Origin of the sequence: Fusicatenibacter faecihominis (assembly GCF_020686945.1) — a bacterium.
GTDB classification, from domain to species: domain Bacteria; phylum Bacillota; class Clostridia; order Lachnospirales; family Lachnospiraceae; genus Limivivens; species Limivivens faecihominis.
Map to the genome: position 1 here is coordinate 17,798 of NZ_JAJEPR010000019.1, position 18,555 is coordinate 36,352.

Consider the following 18,555-nt stretch of genomic DNA (forward strand, 5'->3'; position numbering starts at 1 on the left):
TACTTCCTCTGGGCATTACAATAAATGAGTGAGTAATTTACTCCAGAGGAGGTGTCTTCATGGCAAAATACAGCTTTATGCTGGGTGAATATACAGAAGATGACCAGGTATACCATTTCGGCTGCCGGGGAAAATGCTATTATATCACTTTAAAAGATAAGGAAGGCGTAGAACAGAGCGTCTACGAGTCCAGTAATATGTATGAAGCCTATGATAAATGGAAGAATCTGAAAGGGTCAAAGCAGCCCGCCAAGGCAAATACACGCCCGTCCCGGTCGCAGAACCGCCGGGAAGCGAAAAAAGACTGAAAAAAACGGAGGATCACGCGAGATCAAATCAGATCGCGGATCCTCCATTTTTTTATTCTTCCCAGCCTTCCATGAATTTGATGGTCACCTGGATATTTCTTACAATGTCGCCTTCTTTCAGCTCAAGATCGGATACTTCGGATACCGGGGGAAGATTTACCTCGTCCTCGGAAAGCTCCAGGTTGATCCAGTCAAGAGCTGCCTCGTTGGCATTTTCTACTGCCTCGTCCAGAGTCTCGCCCTTTGCCTCGCAGCAGGCCAGGTCCGGGAAATAACCCTCGTAGCCGCCCTTTTCACTTTTATGAAAAACCGCAGGGTATACAAATTTCATACTGTTCGCCTCCTGAATCATAATAATACAACAGTACTCAGTATACAATAGTCTTGCGGAATTTTCAACTGTTCAGCGCCTTCTCCATCCAGGGGATGCAGATTTCCGTCTTGTAATAATGATGCTCCGGCACCACGTTGGCATAGCGGAAATATTCCTCGTTCGTGATGCCTTCCGGGATGGGCTGGTAGTCCAGCTTCCGGTTGGCAGGATCCTGAAATTCCGGATAGTGGACGTACTGATAATTGTCGGGAGCTCCGGCAAGCGCGTAGGCCTTTCCGATGCGTTCCAGATCCTCCTGGACGCCGCCCTCGGAGAGAAGCATGGGTTTTGGAGCAAAGGCCGCGATGAGATCCGGGAAGGAGAACCATTTATGCATGGAGGGCACGATATGGATGTGGCCTCCGAACATGAACTCTTCCGGCGGGAAGCAGGAGATGATGCGCTGCTCGTTATCACTCATGAAATCGTTGTGGGAGACGGCCTTGACTCTGGGCTCCAGAAGGGCCAGAAACATCGAAGTTTCCGTTCCGAGAGAATGGGCGGCCAGTCCCATACGGTTCTCGTCTACATAATCCTGCTCGGCCAGCCAGTTGAACATGGCCCAGCGGCAGAAGACCGAGAGGCCTACATAGTTTCTGCCCTTGAAGATCATTTTCAGGGCGAACTGCTGACGGTCGTAGAGGCCTTCCTGTTCGCAGGTGCCCATGTTATCGCAGGCCAGAGCTACCATACCTTTACGGACGTAACGGAGGGCCATAGCGTTGGAAAAAGGATAGCTGATTCCGGAGACGGGCTCCCCGTAACCGAGATTCATGGATTCCTCCCCGCAGAGCATTTCTTTCGGCACATCCCAGCCGGGGAAACAGAGAACGCCGGGGGCTTTGTTTTTCGTGGAAACGGTGTCAGGCACCAGCAGAAGAAACGGTATCCAGAGCTCGGGTTCCGGGCTGATCTCGTATTTTTCCACGCGGTAGCCGTCCCTTTGTCTGGAAAAAAGAAAGCGGACCTCCGGTTTCTCATAAGCATCCTCGGGAAACTGCATGAGCTCGTAGGCTTTTTCCCGTACCTGCTCCTTCCAGGCGTCAAATTCTTCCTTTGTCCGGATTTTCTCGGGATCGAAGCGGAGCTTTCCCGGCTGATCCTTGTAGAGATGCTGGACAAAAAGGTCTGTGCGATATCTGTCGTTCATCATAAATCCCCCTGTTTTTCTGTCAGATTTTCAGCGGTCATCTGTTTTGCCGCATTGGATTTATCATATCATATATGGTAAAGTTCTACCACCATGAATAATTATTCGCCCACTGAGAAAGCTTCTCACTAAGGTTCTTGACAAAAACCAAGGAATCAAGTATTATGACGATAGTTAGTTAAACCTAATTTTAATTAGATTCTTCTAACTTACAGAGCAGAGAGACAGGAGGATTTTTCTCATGGCGTTTGAAAAATATCTGGTTGACTATTGTTCGCCCACACTGGCATCTGTAAAGACAGCCAACCTTTTCAACTGGTTTTATGAATCCAGTACCGAGTTATGGGAGCAGGTTTCCTACTGGAATCTTCTGATGAACCCCAAGGGCGTTTACCTTTATGTTTTAAAGGAGCATCCGAAAAAAGCGCTGATCTATGTCTGCCGCAAGAGCCGTCTGGCGGAGAATTTAAGCCGACCCGGCGTGGCTGCTTTTCTGGCAGGATACGGATACGGAGAGCTTGATGTAGATGCAGCCATTGAAAGACTGAAAAGCCGTTTTGACAAGGGAGAGGATTTTCCTCACGAGATCGGCGTCTTTCTCGACTATCCCCTGGGAGATGTGATTGGTTTTATTGAAAACAGCGGCCACAACTACAAGTGTTCCGGCTGCTGGAAGGTTTACTGTGACGAGTGTGAGTCACGCAGACTTTTCGCCATGTACCAGAAGTGCCGCGATATTTACACACGGCTCTACGAACAGGGCAGGAGTGTTTTTCAGCTCACTGTAGCTGCTTAACATATTAAAATTGAAGAAGAAAGAGGTATAGGATAATGAGCAAAGTAGCAGTAGTTTACTGGAGTGGAACGGGTAACACCGAGATGATGGCAAATGAGGTTGCAGAGGGAGCTAAAGCTGCTGGAGCTGAAGTTTCCGTATTCACACCGGATACCTTCTCCGCAGATAAAATGGATGAGTTTGACGCAGTAGCATTCGGCTGCCCGGCTATGGGAGCTGAGGAGCTTGAGGATACCGAGTTCGAGCCGATGTTCAATGACTGCCGTGCAAAACTTTCCGGCAAAAAGATCGCTCTTTTCGGTTCTTACGGCTGGGGAGACGGCGAGTGGATGCAGACCTGGGAAGGTTCCTGCAAAGACGACGGAGCAGAGCTGGCTTGTGACAGCGTAATCTGCACCGAGGAGCCGGACGACGACGCAAAGGCTGCCTGCCAGGCACTGGGCAAAGCCCTCGCATAAATATCAGAGCTTTTTAAGGGGACCGCTTTAAGCGGCCCTCTTTTTTATTTGCAATTTCTTCATTGACACTGACCTGGGATTCTTTTACAATAAAAGTAAGTATACGAAAGCAATTTCAGGAGGAAATGATTATGAGCTACCAGCTTTATACAGATGCAACCGCTGATTTTTGCCCGGAAATGGCGGCACCGTATGCGGAGATCAAAGTGATTCCCATGGAGCTGACAGTGGGAGAGGAGCCTCACACCTACGGCCCGGGAGGAGATCTCACGGTGAAAGATTTCTATGAAGCCCTCCGGGGAGGCAAGTTCGCCAGCACCTCCCAGATCAATCCTGTGGTCTATGAGGAAGCCTTCCGGAAAACTCTGGAGGAGGGAAAAGATATCCTTTATCTCTGCTTTTCATCGGGACTCTCCAGCACCTACCAGTCGGTACAGATCGCGGTAAAAGACCTGGAGGAGGAATTTCCGGAGAGGAAGATCGTCTGCATCGATACCCTCTGTGCTTCCGTAGGCGAGGGCTTTCTGGTGAGAGAGGCAGCCCGTCTTCAGAGCGAAGGTCTTTCCATGGAAGAACTGGCGGACTGGGTGATGGCCCACCGTCTGGATATCTGCCACTGGTTCACCGTGGATATGTTCGATCATCTGCGCCATGGAGGAAGAGTCTCCGCCGCGGCCGCAGCCATCGGAACCGTGCTTCAGATCAAACCCATGCTGCACGTTTCCAATGACGGAAAACTGGAGGTGGTGGAGAAGCCCCGCGGCCAGAAAAAAGCTATGGCCATGCAGCTGGATTACATGAAAAAAGGCTGGAATCCGGGAATCAGTCCGCTGGTTCTCATCGGCCATGGAGACTGTCCGGAGAAGGCAGAGCTTTTAAAATCCATGGTTCAGAAGGAATTTCCCAATGCGGAGATTTTTACCACCCCCATCGGGCCGATCATCGGTTCCCACACCGGTCCGGGCATGCTGGCATTGATTTACTGGGGAACCAATCGTTAAGGAGTTTAAAAAATGAATTGTGAACCTTTAAAAAAACACATCATCGATACGGTGAAAGAGTGGCAGATGAAAATCGGCTACCGCGCCGAGTCCATGAAGCTTTATTACCCTGCGGCTTCCTTGGCGGAGCTTCTGGAGCTTCCGGAGGATGCAGATAAGGATCAGCTGAATACGGCGCTTCTGATTTTTGCCAAAGAAGAGGAAAGTTCTCTGGGAGACCTTACTTTTTCAGAAAAGGACGGCCGCTGGAATCTGACGGTTCCACCGGAGGGCTGCACCTGGATCCATGAGAATTTCCAGGACCCACCTTTTCTTAAGGATTTCATCCAGACCATCACGACGCCGGGAAATACGCTTACCGAGGTGCGGGCCTGCTTCGACCGCCATGCCTTGCCGGAGCATCCGGTGCAGGAGGCGGATCATGTCCATGACGGTGTGGGCCGGGTATTTTTCTACGAGGGCGGAGCGCCGGACGAGTATGTTTACTGCGTGGAATCCGACGATTTCGGTCTGACCTATCACCGCTTTACCATGGAAGATTACAGAAAATTGCTGTAATGAATATATTTTATGATACCAGTGTCAAAAGGTCAAAAAGCTGTTCGTGCTTGCACGATAAGGCTTTTGAACTTGGGACACGCCAAATATGAGGTGCAGAACATCCAGTGGATGTTCGTTTTGCACCGACCGAAGCGGAGCGTAGACAGTAGCGATTTACGCAGTAAATCAGCGGATTTCGAATATTTTATGATTTTAGGAGGAAAACAAACCATGAGTGAAAGAACTCACGAGATGAACGTATTTTTGCAGGAGATCAAGGAGAAATTAAAGGACGAGCCGAAGCTCTACTCCCTGTTTGAGACCTGTTTTACCAATACCCTGGAGCGGACCATCCGCCGCTATGAGGATGGCACCAGCTTTGTTATCACCGGAGATATCCCGGCTATGTGGCTTCGGGATTCCGCGGCCCAGGTGCGCCCCTACCTCTATCTTGCAGCCAGAGATTCAGAGCTGGCAGATATGATCGAAGGCCTGGTAAAGAGACAGTTTTCCTGCATTCTGATCGATCCTTACGCCAACGCTTTCAATGAGAAGCCCGACGGTTCCTGCTGGGAAAAAGATTTCGAGGATCAGGATCCCGGCGTCTGGGAGAGAAAATACGAGATCGATTCTCTCTGCTACCCGATTCAACTGGCTTATTTCCTGTGGAAGCTCACAGGCCGTACGGCTCATTTTGACGAGACCTTCCGCAAGGGCGTGAATGCGATCCTGAAAGTTTTCCGCACCGAGCAGTACCATGAGGAGAAATCCTCTTATCACTTTACCCGTCATTCTCTCTACAGTGAGAGCTTGAGCCGTGGCGGAAAGGGCGCTCTGGTAAATGACGGCTGCGGCCTCATCTGGTCCGGCTTCCGTCCGAGCGATGATGCCTGCGATCTGGGTTATCTGATCCCCTCCAACATGTTTGCTTCCGTTGTTCTCGGTTATCTCTCTGAGATTGCCAGGGAAGTGCTTCATGATGAGGAGCTTGCCAAGGAGGCAGCTGCCTTCTCCAAAGAGGTTCATGACGCCATCGAGGCGAACGCTGTGGCTTCCCTTCAGGGCTTTGGCCGGGTTTACGCTTACGAGACCGATGGCTTTGGCCAGTGCCGTTTCATGGATGATGCCAATGTGCCGAGCCTTCTCGCCCAGACCTATCTTGGCTATGAGGGAGATCCGGAGGTGACAGCCAACACCCGTCGTTTCCTTTTAAGCGAGGCCAATCCTTATTATTATGAAGGAACCGCTGCATCCGGTATCGGAAGCCCGCATACGCCGACCTCCTACATCTGGCATATCGCTCTGGCCGTACAGGGAATGACAGAGACCTCCAAAGAGGAGAAATACCGAATCTTAAAGCTTATGGCAGCCACCGATGACAACAAGGGCATGATGCACGAGGGCTTCGACAAGAACGATCCTTCTCACTATACGAGAGAGTGGTTCTCCTGGGCAAACGCCATGTATGCGGAGATGGTTCTGAATTATCTCGGATACGGCCTTGACGTATAAAACCGGCGAAAACGAAAGGAGGAATCTGGATGGTACAGCCTGACGGAACCAGCCGGATTTCAAAAATTGATACTTATTTAAATGTAGCGGAAGCTTTTGCCTATCGGAGCACCTGCCTGAAACGTAAATACGGGGCAGTCATTGTAAAAGACGATGTGGTGGTCTCCACAGGCTACAATGGCTCCCCCAGAGGTTATACGAACTGCTGCGATATCGGCACCTGCCCCCGGATCGAACGGGATCTTCATCAGGGGCAGGGCTACGAGCTCTGCCGGGCCATCCATGCGGAGCAGAATGCGCTTTTGAACTGCTCCCGTGAACAGACTCTGGGGGCGGATCTTTATCTTGCGGGGGTGAATCCCGGCGATAATTCCATCCACCGGGCCAGGCCCTGCCCCTTATGCGCCCGGCTGATCATTCAGGCCGGCATCAAAAATGTCATCCTGCGTATCGGTCCCAACGCCGGCGATTACGAGATCGTTCCGGCCAAAGGATTAGTCTGGCACTTTTGACACCAGTTCAGAGCAGCAGCAAAATGAAGAGACAGACTATGCAAACTCGTTTGCAATAGGCTGGATTTTCATTTTGTGATGGGTGGAACGCCCAGTAAGCCTCAGACAGAAGCTGCGTTAGCAGCGATAGTGCGAAGCACGGGGTGATGAGTCCCAGTGGGACTCGGTTATCACCGACCGAAGCGGAGCGAAGAACTGTGGCCTGTTGTTTTGAACATATGCAAAGAATGGAGTATATATTCATGAGTCCTGCATTTGAAAAATTTAAAGCTTATCTTGATAAGCTGAATCACTACAGCCGGGTCATCAACCTGCTGAGCTGGGATATGTACACGACAACCCCAAAACTCGGTTTTGACGGGATGGCCGCTACGGACACTTATTTTTCCACGGAGTATTTCGCTCTCTATACTTCCGATGAATTTTATGAGCTGGTGAAGACTTTAAACGAGCCGGAAGAATACGAACAACTGACTCCCGGCTATCAGTTCACGGTTCGCAAATACAAAAAGAACCTGGAAAAAGACAGGAAGATTCCGAAAGACTTCTACGAGCGTTTTACTGCCGCCAGAAACGAGTCTCAGAGAGCCTGGACCGAGGCGAAAAACGCGGCTGATTTTTCCATTTTTGCTCCCCATCTGGAGAAGATGATCGAGTATACGAAGCAGCAGCTCGCTTACACCGATCCCGGAAAAGACGTCTACGATACTCTGCTGGGTCTTTACGAGGAGGGCATGGACAGCACCACCATCGACAAGGTCTTCGAGGAACTGAAGGAAGGTCTTCTTCCCCTGACCAGAAAAATCCTCAGTGCGCCCCAGCCGGACAGCAGTATTTTCAAAGGCTACTATGATCCGGATGCCCAGAAAAAAGTGGAGAAGCTCCTGCTTTCCTACATGGGCTTTTCCTTTGATGCCGGAGTAACTGCGGAGAGCGAGCATCCCTTCACCGACGGCTTTTCCCGGTATGATGTCCGTGTGACGAATCATTTTTACGAGGATAATCCCTTCTCCTCCATGTTTTCTGCGATCCACGAGGGTGGCCATGCCATTTTCGAGCAGAATGTGGACCCGGCCCTCACGGGTACGGCGGCGGACGACTGCTGCTACATGGGCGTTCATGAGAGTCAGTCCCGCTTCTACGAAAATATCCTGGGAAGAAACCGGAATTTCTGGATTCCCATTTACAACAAGGTCCAGGAGCTTCTTCCGGAGCTGAAACGCTTCTCCCTGGATGAATTTATTCGGGAGTGTAACCACATTCAGGCAAGCTTTATCCGTACCGAAGCGGATGAAGTGACTTACTGTATGCACATTCTGATCCGCTACGAGATCGAGCAGGCCATTTTCCGGGATCATGTGCCGGCCTCTGAGCTGCCAGCTCTCTGGAATCAGAAATACCAGGAATATCTTGGCATCACTCCGGCCAACGACGCCGAGGGCATTCTTCAGGATATGCACTGGTCTGACGGCTCCTTTGGCTATTTCCCGACTTACCTTCTGGGAAGCATTTACGACGGCATGTTCCTCGAGGCCCTGGAAAAAGATCTGGGAAGCGTGGATGACATCCTGGCTGCCGGGGAGATCAGGAAAATCACCAGATGGCTCAATGAGAACATCCACTGGTATGGTTCCTTACGCCTCCCGAAGGAGGTTATTGAGAAGGTGTGTCAGAAAGAACTCTCAGCCAAGCCCCTTCTCAACTATTTTGAGGATAAATACAGTAAGATTTATCAGTTATGACTTTTCGGGTTGAAAAAAAGTCTGAAATAGCATAGAATAAGGGCATGAAAAAAAGGAGGAGCCATAGAGATGGACAAAAAAGAATTTGCTCTGAAGCAGCACGAAGAGTGGCAGGGTAAACTGGAAATTGCCTGCCGCGCAAAAGTAAAAACTCCCGAGGATCTGGCTGTTGCCTATACTCCGGGCGTTGCAGAACCCTGCCTGAAGATTTCCGAGGATACGGATCTCTCCTATAAATATACCCGCCGTGGAAACATGGTAGCTGTTGTTACTGACGGAACCGCTGTTCTTGGTCTTGGTGATATCGGACCGGAAGCGGGTATGCCGGTTATGGAAGGAAAATGTGTTCTCTTCAAAGAGTTCGGCGGTGTTGATGCATTTCCTTTATGCATACGCAGCAAAAACGTGGATGATATCGTAAACACCGTAGCCCTTCTGGCCGGAAGCTTTGGCGGAGTAAACCTGGAAGATATTTCCGCTCCCCGCTGCTTTGAGATCGAGCGCAAACTGAAAGAGCGCTGCGATATCCCCATTTTCCACGATGATCAGCACGGAACCGCTGTCGTTACCGCAGCAGCTATGCTGAACGCTCTGAAATTCACCGGAAGAAAGCTTTCCGATGTGAAGGTTGTCACCAGCGGAGCAGGTGCAGCAGGTATCGCAATCATCAAACTTCTGGTAAAACTTGGTCTTAAGACTGTTATCATGTGTGACCGCCACGGCGCAATCTACGAAGGCCGCGACAATCTGAACCCGGAGAAGGAGGAGATGGCTAAGATCTCCAACCGTGGTTTCGAGAAAGGCAGCCTGGCAGATGTAATCAAGGGCGCTGACGTATTCATCGGCGTTTCAGCTCCGGGCACTGTCACCGAGGAGATGGTGAAAACCATGGCTCCGAACCCGATTCTCTTCCCCATGGCAAACCCCGTTCCGGAGATCATGCCGGATCTGGCAAAAGAGGCTGGCGCAGCTGTTGTTGGTACCGGCCGCAGCGATTTCCCGAACCAGATCAACAATGTTCTGGCTTTCCCGGGTATTTTCCGCGGAGCTCTGGATGTACGCGCATCTGATATCAATGACGAGATGAAAGTGGCTGCTGCCTACGCCATCGCAGATCTGATCCCGGATAACGAGATCACCGCTGACTACATCATCCCGAATCCCTTCGATGAGAGAGTCGCAAAAGCTGTGGCAAAAGCAGTAGCTGAGGCTGCAAGAAAGACCGGAGTCGCAAGAATCTAAGTCTTTCCACAATAAGAAGAACAGGACCGGCAGTTTGGTGAAAACAGACTGCCGGTTTTTTGAGAAAAAGAGGATAGACACCATATGGCGGAACAAGCTACAAGAACGAATAAAACTTCCAAAATTAAGGCATTATTGTTTTTTCTGGCCCTTGCAGGAATTGATGCAGGGATGCTTTTGTTTGCCGGGAGTTCAAAAGTTGGATTTTTTACGGAAATAGGTCTGAAGAAAGGGCTCTTTTTACTGGGAGCAAATGTTGTAATTGTTGTATTAATTGTTTTTCAGAATAAAATACGGGAAAAAGTCTGTAATACACGGTGGATAAAAGTCTGTAATATGGCAGTGCTTTTTGTAACTCCGGTAATCATTTTGCTGTTGGTTCAGATGATCATCAACGCCGGAGTATATGAGATGCAGACCGAGTATTTTTCCAAAAATATAATTTTCTATTATATCCTTTATGTAATATTTTTGATGATTTTTCGGAAAGTTTCTGTTTCTGCTTCTCTTTATACTATATTCCTGACGGTATTAGCGCTGGTAGATTATTTTGTTACGGTATTTCGCGGCAATGCCTTATATTCACAGTTTACAGAAAAATACGAAAAAAGGCTATTTGTATGTTCCGGTATTCGGAGGCGGGACGTCAGATACGGAATATGAGGTTCTGACTGGAAACTCGAAGCAGTTTCTTCCGAATGGCGGAATTGCTTACCAGCTGTATTGCGGTGAAAATGAATACGGCCTTGCCAATACGATGGAGCAGGAAGGGTACGCTTCCACAGCGATGCATCCCGGCAAGGCGACGGCCTGGAATCGGTCAGGCGTTTATTCATGGATGAACTTTGAACAATTTATCAATTTGAAAAACTGGGGAAGAAGACCGAAATATTACAGATATTATGCAAGCGATTCTTCTGCATATAGGAAAATACGAGATCTGTACAGAAGTAAAGAAACGGAAAACCAGTTTATCTTTTGCGTGACGATCCAGAATCATGGCGGTTATAGTAATTCTTCCGGAACTGAAAATTTTACCCCGGACGTAACCTTATCCTATGAGAATGACTATCCGGATGCGGAGACTTATTTATCACTCGCAAAAGAATCAGATGCCGCATTTATACAATTACTGAGTTTCTTTAAATATGTTGATGAGCCAACTATGATTGTTATGTTCGGAGACCATTGGCCAAGTTTAGACTGGGGATTTTTCAGCGAATTAGTGGGACAGGATTTTGGAACGCTGGATTTATTTCAGGTACAGGAAACCTATAAAACACCGTACATTATCTGGACCAATTATCCTTCAGAATCCACACAGGAAAACATGAGTACCAACTATCTGGGCAGTTATATTCTTGAGCAGGCGGGCCTTGAAATGACGGTTTATAATAAGTTCCTTTTGCAGCTTAAGGAAAAATTACCGATTATCGGAATCGGCGCAGTGTGTGATTCCGAGGGCAACTGGTATTCTATGGATTCACTGCCAGAAGAATATGCAGAACTGATTGAAGAATATAAAGTATTGCAGTATAACAATGTGGTTGACCGAAAACATCGGGTGGATAGTATCTTTGAACTGGAAAGCTGATTGATATGAACGGGAGTGAAATAAAAGTGGATATACAACAGGAACTTTTTGCCCTGCAGGACCTTTCCTACCGGGATTTTCATGCGAAGCTGATGCCTACGGTGGACAAGGCAAGGGTCATTGGTGTACGGACACCGAAACTTCGGGCCTTTGCAAAAGAGTTTGGAAAAACCGAAGAAGCGAAGGAATTTTTAAAAGTACTTCCCCATCAGTATTATGAGGAAAATAACCTCCACGGACTTCTGATTGAGCAGATTAAAGATTATCCGACGCTGATCAGAGAGCTGAACCGTTTTCTGCCCTGTATCGACAACTGGGCTACCTGCGATCTTCTGACGGTTCGGGTGGTAAAGAAGCATCTTGATACTTTTACAGAAGAGGTCGAGCGCTGGCTGGCCTCGGATCACACCTATACGATCCGTTTTGGCATCGGGATGCTGATGCGCTACTACCTGGAGGAACATTTTTCACTGGAATATCCGGAAAAAGTGGCAAAAATCCGTTCGGAGGAATACTATGTGAACATGATGCGGGCCTGGTATTTTGCCACGGCTCTGGCGAAGCAGTATGAAGCGATTTTTCCTTTTCTGGAGGAGAAGAGGCTGGATGCCTGGACGCATAACAAAACGATCCAGAAGGCCATTGAGAGCTACCGGATCACTCAGGAGCAGAAAGTATATTTAAGGACACTGAGAATAAAGTAAAACTTACCTTATAAACGAAAGAGAGGTAAAATGATGCAGAATTATTCAGGAGAAAAGGATCTTCAGTATCATCTCCAGATCCGACCGGGGGATGTGGGCCGCTATGTGATCCTGCCAGGGGATCCCAAGAGATGTGCGAAGATCGCAAAGCATTTTGACGATGCGAAACTCATTGCGGACAGCAGAGAATTTGTCACCTACACGGGTTATCTGGACGGAGAAAAGGTCAGCGTGACTTCAACGGGCATTGGCGGTCCTTCCGCCTCAATTGCGATGGAAGAGCTGGTGCTCTGTGGAGCGGATACCTTTATTCGTGTGGGCACCTGCGGCGGCATCGAGCTGGATGTAAAGGGCGGCGACATTGTGGTAGCCACCGGCGCTGTCCGGATGGAGGGCACCAGCCGGGAATATGCCCCCATCGAATATCCGGCTGTCGCAGATTTTGATGTGGCAAACGCCCTGGTAGCTGCCTGTAAGGAGCTGGGACATACCTACCACACTGGTGTGGTTCAGTGCAAGGATGCTTTTTATGGCCAGCATGAGCCTCAGAGAATGCCGGTGAGCTATGAGTTGTTGAATAAATGGGAAGCCTGGAAACGGATGGGCTGTAAGGCTTCCGAGATGGAATCCGCGGCGCTGTTTATTGTGGCCCAGCATTTAAGAGTCCGCTGTGGTTCCACCTTCCTGGTTATGGGAAATCAGGAACGGAACGCTCTCGGCATGGATAATCCCATTGTCCACGACACGGAAGCGGCCATCACCGTGGGCGTGGAGGCCATCCGGAAACTTATTAAGGAAGATCGCGAAAGGAAGGCAAAATGAAAAAATATCAGCGTATTTTTACAATCGTTCTGGATTCTCTTGGCGTGGGTGCCATGCCGGATGCCGCAGAGTACGGAGACGCAGGCTGTGACACCTTAGGGCATATCGCAGCGCGGACAGAGAATTTCAAGATTCCGAACCTTCAGAAGCTGGGTATGGCAAATCTTCATCAGCTTCAGGGTGTAGCGCCAGTGGAAGCGCCCCTGGCCCGCTATGGAAAACTGAGAGAAGCCAGCCGCGGAAAAGATACCATGACCGGCCACTGGGAGATGATGGGACTGCATATCACGACCCCGTTTAAGACCTTTACGGAGCACGGTTTCCCACCCGAACTCATTGAGGAGCTGGAGAAGCGTACAGGCCATAAAGTGATCGGCAACAAGAGCGCCAGCGGAACCGAGATTCTGGATGAGCTGGGAGAAGAAGAGATCGCGACGGGGCATATGATCGTTTACACCTCTGCCGATTCCGTACTCCAGATCTGCGGAAACGAGGAGACCTTCGGCCTGGATGAGCTCTATCGCTGTTGTGAGATTGCCAGAGAGCTGACGATGAAGGACGAGTGGAAGGTCGGCCGTGTCATCGCAAGACCCTATGTGGGCAGGAAAAAAGGAGAGTTCAAGCGCACCAGCAACCGTCACGACTATGCGCTGAAGCCCTTCGGAAGAACAGCTCTCAACGTGTTGAAGGATGCGGGGCTGGATGTGATCTCTGTAGGAAAAATCTATGATATTTTCGACGGGGAAGGACTGACCGAGTCCAACAAGTCCAAGAGTTCCGTTCACGGCATGGAGCAGACCATCGAGATCGCGAAGAGAGATTTCCAGGGCCTCTGCTTTGTGAATCTGGTGGATTTTGACGCCCTCTGGGGACACCGGAGAAACGTGGCGGGCTATGCGGCAGAGCTGGAGCGGTTTGATGTGAAATTAGGCGAGCTTCTGAAAGAACTGAAAGGAGATGATCTTCTGATTCTGACTGCGGATCATGGAAACGACCCCACCCATACGGGAACCGACCACACCAGAGAAAAAGTGCCCTTCCTGGCTTATTCCCCCTCCATGAAAAACGGGGCGCAGCTGGAAGAGACCGACACCTTTGCCATTATCGGAGCGACGATCACGGATAACTTCGGCCTGAAAATGCCCGAAGGAACGATCGGCACTTCCATCTTAGAAAAACTTACCGACTGAAAAAGGAGAAAAGAATGAATACAAGTGATGTTTTAAAAATCGTAGACCACACCCTGCTGACTCAGACTGCCACCTGGGCAGAGATCAAAGAGATTCTGGATGACGCCATGAAATTTGGCACCGCTTCCGCCTGTATTCCGGCAGCCTATGTAAAACAGGCCGCGGAGTATGTAGACGGAAAACTTCCGATCTGCACCGTTATCGGTTTCCCCAACGGCTACAGCACCACGGCAACAAAAGTTTTTGAGACAAAGGACGCCATTGCAAACGGAGCCAGAGAGATTGATATGGTCATCAACATCGGTTTCTTAAAGGACGGCAGATATGATGAGGTGGAAAATGAAATCTGCCAGATCCATGAAGCCTGCAATGGAAAGATCCTGAAAGTCATTATCGAGACCTGTCTTCTTACCGAGGAAGAGAAAATTAAAATGTGCGAGATCGTCACCAAGTCCGGAGCCGAATTTATCAAGACTTCCACCGGTTTCTCCAAAGCCGGAGCAACCTTCGAGGATGTGAAGCTCATGAAAGAGCATGTGGGAGAAGGCGTGAAGGTAAAAGCAGCCGGCGGCATCTCTTCTTTTGCTGACGCAGAAGAGTTCATGCGCCTTGGCGCAGACCGCCTGGGAACCAGCCGTCTCGTGAAGATTATGAAGCAGACAGATAACGGGGCTGGATATTGATAACAGCAGAAAGGCAGATCAAAGATTTCGTATAGAACTTTGATCTAAAAATCGGGAAGAAGTCTGGCAGAACCAGATTTTCTTCCCGATTTTTTTAAACCAGCTGTTCCGCGCCTGTGGTGCTCCCACAGCTGTCGACTGCATTTGTAATCCTACTTACTCATACGGTCTAGTGTACTGTCTCATTGACTTTCAGTTAAATAACGCAGAATGTTTTTTCATCGACAAGGCGACTGAACGAGGCGATGCGGTGGCATCGTTGAGTGAAGTCAACGCAGTTCGATGGGAAAACAGGCAAGTTATTTAGCGAAATGTCAATGATACAGCACACTAGTCTGTCCGATATCCATGAATTCGCTCATGCAGGCATGGCTCATTCATGGCTACCGTCCGGGACTTTCATAGTAAATTACTCCGCCCAAGTTCCGTTAACGAAGATATCCGTCTCGCTTCCATCCTCGCGGATTCCCACAATATGGAGGTCGTCAGAACCGATCATGAAATCCATATGAATGATGGAATCGTTAATTCCTTTCGCGTAGATTTCCTCATCGGTCATATCCATGAAACCTTCGATCACTTCAGAGAAACCTCGGCCGGCAGCAACGTGGCAGCAGGCATTCTCATCAAAAAGGGTGTTGAAGAACATGAGACCGGACTGGTTGATGGGGGATTCCTTGGGAACCAGTGCAACCTCGCCCAGCATGGAAGCACCCTCGTCCATGGAGAACATTTTCTTCAGGACTTCTTCTCCTTCTTCTGCGTGACAGTCCACGACTCTTCCGTCTTTGAAATCAACGGTAAAGTTGTTGATAACCTGACCGGAACGGCTTAACGGCTTGGTGGAAACCAGACGGCCCTCACATTTGCCTCTCATAGGGCTGGTGAAAACCTCCTCAGTGGGCATATTCGGAACGAAGAAAGCGCTGTTTACATGGTTGATGTCACCTGCGCTGCCCCATTTGGCGCCCGGAATCAGCTCTACGGTAAAGTCTGTACCGTTGCTGCTGGTGTAATGAAGAGATTTGAAGTTCTGCTCGGTGAGCCAGTTGGCCTTCTGGGTCATGCGGTCGTTGTGTGCCTGCCAGATCTTCTCGGCATCCTCGCCGTCTTTTAAGTAAACGCAGTCAAAAATCGCATCCCACAGCTTCTCAACAGCTATTTCCTCAGTCTCGTTCGGGAAGATTTTTTTCGCCCACTTCGGGGAAGCTGCAGCGACGATGAGCCACTGGTGTTTGCCGTCAATCTGATCGCGGTATTTTTTGAGAACTTTCTGACGCATCTGGCTGACGGTGGAGATGAGATCCGGGGAAATACCAGCCAGCTCATCCGGATCAGAGGAATCAATAAAGATACGAACCGGAAGCTGCTCTACCATCTGTTTTGTGCGTTCTTCCTCCCAGACGGGAACCTCGCCGAGAACTTCAGCGGAAGCGTACTGGTAATCCAGTTTGTTGATCTCTCCACAGGACCAGAAAAGCTCTACGCGGCTTGCGCCTGCTTTATAGCACTCCTCAGTTACCATTTTTGCAAGGGGAACCTGATCTACGCCAACCTGCAGACGGACAACCTGTCCTTTCTGCACATTCGCACCGATTTTTACGATCAGTTTCGCGTATTCTCTTAATTTAATTTCATTCATAATACCAATCTCCAGTCATTTGTAATTTGTCCGTTGACAGCAGACAGTATGAGTATACTCGTTTTTTTTCGGGGGTGCAAGGTTTTCAGACCAGTTTATACAGCACTTTTTTCATCTGTCCGCAACATCACCTTCGCCTCAAATTTCCCATCCTCATAAGTAAAGCTGCTTCCTCCGCCATTCTTCTCCGCGATATGCCGTACAGACTGGATGCCGATGCCGTTCCCGGGGCGTTTGGAGGACTGGAAAACGGCGTTTTTCTGCTCGATGTTTCCGTCGAAGGCGTTCGTAACCTGAATGAGAAGAAGCCGGGTATGGTGAAGGCAGATCATTACGTCGATTTTCCGCCGGGCAACATTCGTCTTCTGGCTGGCTTCCAGAGCATTTTCCAGAAGGTTGGAGAGGACGAGGCAAAGATCGATCTCGTCGATGGCAAGCCGGGGCGGCAGATCGATTTTGGCCTGGAAGGGAATATTTTCCCGCTTTGTCAGGGCGGAATAGTAGCCGAGTACACTGTCCACTGCCTGATTTTCACAGAAATGAAGATCCGAGTTGGGAATTTTGCTGGCTGCGTGGGAAAGGTATTCCTTGATCTTTTCCAGATCGCCGTTTTCTGCCAGGACAGACAGCTGAAGAAAATGGTGGCGGATATCGTGCCGTGCCTGACGGGCTTCCTCAATGGCGGCGCGGAGGTTATCGTAACGGGCCTGCTGGAGAGAAAGAAAGTGATTTTCCTGCTGAAGCCTTGCGTTTCGGTTTAGGCTGTCTGCCATGAGAAGAAACATGGCATAAAAAAGTACCAGAATTGCCAGAAGTACAAGACTGATGACGATATATCCATGTAGGATCCGGCCGGTATACAGTGTGTTGCGGTATCTGGGAACCATGAAAAGATTGAGTCCGATAAAGGTCAGCGGCAGAATCCAGAAGATATACCAAGTCCGGGCAAAATTTTCATCGTCGATCATATTTTTTGCCGCATGGGAGGCAGGATACCAGGTAGCCAGAGCGAAGCTTAAACAGATTGCGTTGTAAAAGAGGCCGGATTTGGTCTGAAACCACAGTTCGTTTTCTGTCAGATTGAGGTTGGCAGTTGTAATGGCATTTACCGCCCGGGAAAGGCTGTTGAGGCAGGCAAAAACCGCGCAGACAGCCAGAAAAATACTGCCGGACTTCCAGATGGAGATCCGAAGCGTCTTGTGATAGAGAAACAGGAGCAGTGGCAGTAGAAGAAAAAGAACGGGTAGCGTTGAAATTTGAAAGAAACAGGACAGAAAACCGCCCGAAATACAGAGCCCCAGAAGCAGGGGAAAAAGCCAGGCTGTCAGTTTCAGAGGTTTCTGCCGCAGATAACTGCTTACCGGAAGATAAGCGAGGAACATTCCCGGAAGGATCACGGTGAGTTCCAGAAATGGGCGCAGAAACTGGTTCATGGCTGTGTCCCCCTTTGGAAAAGATAATCCATAAAAGTCTGCCGGGCATCTTTGATGAGCTTCCGGCTGACAGGAATCCGGGTTTCATCGTTCAGAAGGAATTCCTTTCCGTCAAAATCAACGGCGTGTTCCAGATTGATGACAATGCCGCGGTTGCAGAGATAGAAACGGGGATCCACTTTTAAAAGCGAAGTAAAGGCTTCAAAGGACTGACGCGTGAGCACTTCCTTTTTCCGGGTGGTGTGAATATGGATCATATGGGAAAAATGCTCTGCAAATACGATTTTCTGGAAAGGAATCTGGACGTTACTCCCGTTCACTTTGACATCGAGATATTTTCCCGAAGATGGAATCCGGGAGAGGATCTCGTCAGTCAGCCCGGAAAGCTCTTTCTCCTCATAGGGCTTCACGAGGTAATGCATGGCTCGGACCCGGAAACCTTCCAGCGCATGATCAGTAGAGGTGGTGGTAAAGACAAGGAGGCAGTCGGAATCGAAGCTTCGAAGCTCTTTTGCCGTTTCGATTCCGTTTGCTCCCGTCATGTAAATATCCAAAAATACGACCGTAAAAGGCCGTTCTTTTGCTCCTGCAAGAAAGCTTTCTCCATTTTCATATTCAAATAAATCTGCGTGAACGCCGCGCCGGGCAAACTGTTCCGTCAGCCTGCTGCACAAAAGCTTCCGTTCACTGGCGATATCATCGACAACTGCAATTCTCATAGTTATTCTTCCTTTATTTAAATCTGGAAACAGTATAGCACAGAATCATAAAAACGGCTATCTCTCGTTACAATTCGTGCTGTTTTTTGACAGTTCGTGACAGATGGATTGAAAAAAATTCCAGCTTTTTTATA

Annotated in this window: 20 protein-coding genes; 15 read left to right on the top strand and 5 right to left on the bottom strand. The window is 49.2% G+C overall.

Annotated elements, in window-relative coordinates:
• Nucleotides 1–59: 59 nt before the first annotated feature.
• Nucleotides 60–308 (top strand): hypothetical protein, encoded by a 249-nt coding sequence (locus tag LKD71_RS11350; RefSeq protein ID WP_178045650.1) that lies wholly within the window; start codon nt 60–62, stop codon nt 306–308.
• A 52-nt stretch (nt 309–360) separates the two neighbouring features.
• On the opposite strand, the gene LKD71_RS11355 is transcribed toward LKD71_RS11350, so the two are convergent.
• On the bottom strand, nt 361–639 hold the full coding sequence (locus LKD71_RS11355; RefSeq protein ID WP_178045649.1) for a type II toxin-antitoxin system HicB family antitoxin: 279 nt from the start codon (nt 637–639) through the stop codon (nt 361–363).
• A 64-nt stretch (nt 640–703) separates the two neighbouring features.
• A complete protein-coding gene (locus LKD71_RS11360; protein ID WP_178045648.1) occupies nt 704–1,834 on the bottom strand; it encodes an alpha/beta hydrolase family protein in 1,131 nt (376 codons plus the stop codon).
• A gap of 238 nt (nt 1,835–2,072) precedes the next feature.
• Here LKD71_RS11360 and LKD71_RS11365 point away from each other — a divergent pair, with 238 nt between their 5' ends.
• The 14 genes from LKD71_RS11365 (at nt 2,073) to deoC (ending at nt 14,627) form a co-directional block, all read left to right on the top strand.
• Nucleotides 2,073–2,627, top strand: coding sequence for a DUF3793 family protein (locus tag LKD71_RS11365; protein WP_178045647.1), 555 nt, complete (start codon nt 2,073–2,075; stop codon nt 2,625–2,627).
• Nucleotides 2,628–2,662: 35 nt separating this feature from the next.
• Nucleotides 2,663–3,085, top strand: a complete 423-nt coding sequence (locus LKD71_RS11370; RefSeq protein WP_227615498.1) for a flavodoxin — start codon at nt 2,663–2,665, stop codon at nt 3,083–3,085.
• A gap of 131 nt (nt 3,086–3,216) precedes the next feature.
• The gene (locus LKD71_RS11375; RefSeq protein WP_227615499.1) at nt 3,217–4,086 is read left to right on the top strand and encodes a DegV family protein; all 870 of its coding nucleotides are present in this window, start codon (nt 3,217–3,219) and stop codon (nt 4,084–4,086) included.
• Nucleotides 4,087–4,098: 12 nt separating this feature from the next.
• Nucleotides 4,099–4,644 carry a DUF3877 family protein gene (locus LKD71_RS11380; RefSeq protein ID WP_178045645.1) on the top strand — a complete coding sequence of 182 codons (546 nt, stop codon included), beginning with the start codon at nt 4,099–4,101 and terminating at the stop codon, nt 4,642–4,644.
• 213 nt (nt 4,645–4,857) lie between these two features.
• Complete coding sequence (locus LKD71_RS11385; RefSeq protein WP_227615500.1) at nt 4,858–6,138, top strand: glycoside hydrolase family 125 protein; 1,281 nt, start codon at nt 4,858–4,860, stop codon at nt 6,136–6,138.
• Between the two features lie 29 nt (nt 6,139–6,167).
• On the top strand, nt 6,168–6,650 hold the full coding sequence (locus tag LKD71_RS11390; RefSeq protein ID WP_178046837.1) for a deoxycytidylate deaminase: 483 nt from the start codon (nt 6,168–6,170) through the stop codon (nt 6,648–6,650).
• Nucleotides 6,651–6,892: 242 nt separating this feature from the next.
• Nucleotides 6,893–8,392, top strand: coding sequence for a carboxypeptidase M32 (locus LKD71_RS11395; RefSeq protein WP_227615501.1), 1,500 nt, complete (start codon nt 6,893–6,895; stop codon nt 8,390–8,392).
• A 69-nt stretch (nt 8,393–8,461) separates the two neighbouring features.
• Nucleotides 8,462–9,634, top strand: coding sequence for an NAD(P)-dependent malic enzyme (locus tag LKD71_RS11400; RefSeq protein ID WP_178046835.1), 1,173 nt, complete (start codon nt 8,462–8,464; stop codon nt 9,632–9,634).
• A gap of 84 nt (nt 9,635–9,718) precedes the next feature.
• Nucleotides 9,719–10,297 carry a hypothetical protein gene (locus LKD71_RS11405; protein ID WP_227615502.1) on the top strand — a complete coding sequence of 193 codons (579 nt, stop codon included), beginning with the start codon at nt 9,719–9,721 and terminating at the stop codon, nt 10,295–10,297.
• Nucleotides 10,251–11,228 carry an LTA synthase family protein gene (locus tag LKD71_RS11410; protein WP_255632994.1) on the top strand — a complete coding sequence of 326 codons (978 nt, stop codon included), beginning with the start codon at nt 10,251–10,253 and terminating at the stop codon, nt 11,226–11,228. The genes LKD71_RS11405 and LKD71_RS11410 overlap by 47 nt, the downstream gene beginning before the upstream one ends.
• A 5-nt stretch (nt 11,229–11,233) precedes the next feature.
• Complete coding sequence (locus LKD71_RS11415) at nt 11,234–11,932, top strand: DNA alkylation repair protein (RefSeq protein WP_227615504.1); 699 nt, start codon at nt 11,234–11,236, stop codon at nt 11,930–11,932.
• 33 nt (nt 11,933–11,965) lie between these two features.
• Nucleotides 11,966–12,754, top strand: coding sequence for a uridine phosphorylase (udp, locus tag LKD71_RS11420; RefSeq protein ID WP_227615528.1), 789 nt, complete (start codon nt 11,966–11,968; stop codon nt 12,752–12,754).
• Nucleotides 12,751–13,944 carry a phosphopentomutase gene (locus LKD71_RS11425; protein ID WP_227615505.1) on the top strand — a complete coding sequence of 398 codons (1,194 nt, stop codon included), beginning with the start codon at nt 12,751–12,753 and terminating at the stop codon, nt 13,942–13,944. The genes udp and LKD71_RS11425 overlap by 4 nt, the downstream gene beginning before the upstream one ends.
• Before the next feature lie 14 nt (nt 13,945–13,958).
• Nucleotides 13,959–14,627, top strand: coding sequence for a deoxyribose-phosphate aldolase (gene deoC, locus LKD71_RS11430; protein WP_227615506.1), 669 nt, complete (start codon nt 13,959–13,961; stop codon nt 14,625–14,627).
• 409 nt (nt 14,628–15,036) lie between these two features.
• Here the strand turns inward: deoC and LKD71_RS11435 are convergent, their stop codons facing one another.
• The 3 genes from LKD71_RS11435 to LKD71_RS11445 all read right to left on the bottom strand — a co-directional run bounded on the left by LKD71_RS11435 (nt 15,037) and on the right by LKD71_RS11445 (nt 18,421).
• On the bottom strand, nt 15,037–16,269 hold the full coding sequence (locus tag LKD71_RS11435) for an aminopeptidase (RefSeq protein WP_227615507.1): 1,233 nt from the start codon (nt 16,267–16,269) through the stop codon (nt 15,037–15,039).
• Between the two features lie 95 nt (nt 16,270–16,364).
• The gene (locus LKD71_RS11440) at nt 16,365–17,702 is read right to left on the bottom strand and encodes a sensor histidine kinase (protein ID WP_227615509.1); all 1,338 of its coding nucleotides are present in this window, start codon (nt 17,700–17,702) and stop codon (nt 16,365–16,367) included.
• Nucleotides 17,699–18,421 (bottom strand): LytR/AlgR family response regulator transcription factor, encoded by a 723-nt coding sequence (locus LKD71_RS11445; protein ID WP_227615510.1) that lies wholly within the window; start codon nt 18,419–18,421, stop codon nt 17,699–17,701. Before LKD71_RS11445 ends, LKD71_RS11440 begins: the two co-directional genes overlap by 4 nt.
• Between the last annotated feature and the right edge of the window lie 134 nt (nt 18,422–18,555).

Excerpts from the sequence above, each read along its gene's own strand:
- LKD71_RS11350 (WP_178045650.1), top strand. The coding sequence starts at position 60 with ATGGCAAAATACAGCTTTATGCTGGGTGAATATACAGAAGATGACCAG.
- LKD71_RS11355 (WP_178045649.1), bottom strand. The coding sequence starts at position 639 with ATGAAATTTGTATACCCTGCGGTTTTTCATAAAAGTGAAAAGGGCGGC.
- LKD71_RS11360 (WP_178045648.1), bottom strand. The coding sequence starts at position 1,834 with ATGATGAACGACAGATATCGCACAGACCTTTTTGTCCAGCATCTCTAC.
- LKD71_RS11365 (WP_178045647.1), top strand. The coding sequence starts at position 2,073 with ATGGCGTTTGAAAAATATCTGGTTGACTATTGTTCGCCCACACTGGCA.
- LKD71_RS11370 (WP_227615498.1), top strand. The coding sequence starts at position 2,663 with ATGAGCAAAGTAGCAGTAGTTTACTGGAGTGGAACGGGTAACACCGAG.
- LKD71_RS11375 (WP_227615499.1), top strand. The coding sequence starts at position 3,217 with ATGAGCTACCAGCTTTATACAGATGCAACCGCTGATTTTTGCCCGGAA.
- LKD71_RS11380 (WP_178045645.1), top strand. The coding sequence starts at position 4,099 with ATGAATTGTGAACCTTTAAAAAAACACATCATCGATACGGTGAAAGAG.
- LKD71_RS11385 (WP_227615500.1), top strand. The coding sequence starts at position 4,858 with ATGAGTGAAAGAACTCACGAGATGAACGTATTTTTGCAGGAGATCAAG.
- LKD71_RS11390 (WP_178046837.1), top strand. The coding sequence starts at position 6,168 with ATGGTACAGCCTGACGGAACCAGCCGGATTTCAAAAATTGATACTTAT.
- LKD71_RS11395 (WP_227615501.1), top strand. The coding sequence starts at position 6,893 with ATGAGTCCTGCATTTGAAAAATTTAAAGCTTATCTTGATAAGCTGAAT.
- LKD71_RS11400 (WP_178046835.1), top strand. The coding sequence starts at position 8,462 with ATGGACAAAAAAGAATTTGCTCTGAAGCAGCACGAAGAGTGGCAGGGT.
- LKD71_RS11405 (WP_227615502.1), top strand. The coding sequence starts at position 9,719 with ATGGCGGAACAAGCTACAAGAACGAATAAAACTTCCAAAATTAAGGCA.
- LKD71_RS11415 (WP_227615504.1), top strand. The coding sequence starts at position 11,234 with ATGAACGGGAGTGAAATAAAAGTGGATATACAACAGGAACTTTTTGCC.
- udp (WP_227615528.1), top strand. The coding sequence starts at position 11,966 with ATGCAGAATTATTCAGGAGAAAAGGATCTTCAGTATCATCTCCAGATC.
- LKD71_RS11425 (WP_227615505.1), top strand. The coding sequence starts at position 12,751 with ATGAAAAAATATCAGCGTATTTTTACAATCGTTCTGGATTCTCTTGGC.
- deoC (WP_227615506.1), top strand. The coding sequence starts at position 13,959 with ATGAATACAAGTGATGTTTTAAAAATCGTAGACCACACCCTGCTGACT.
- LKD71_RS11435 (WP_227615507.1), bottom strand. The coding sequence starts at position 16,269 with ATGAATGAAATTAAATTAAGAGAATACGCGAAACTGATCGTAAAAATC.
- LKD71_RS11440 (WP_227615509.1), bottom strand. The coding sequence starts at position 17,702 with ATGAACCAGTTTCTGCGCCCATTTCTGGAACTCACCGTGATCCTTCCG.
- LKD71_RS11445 (WP_227615510.1), bottom strand. The coding sequence starts at position 18,421 with ATGAGAATTGCAGTTGTCGATGATATCGCCAGTGAACGGAAGCTTTTG.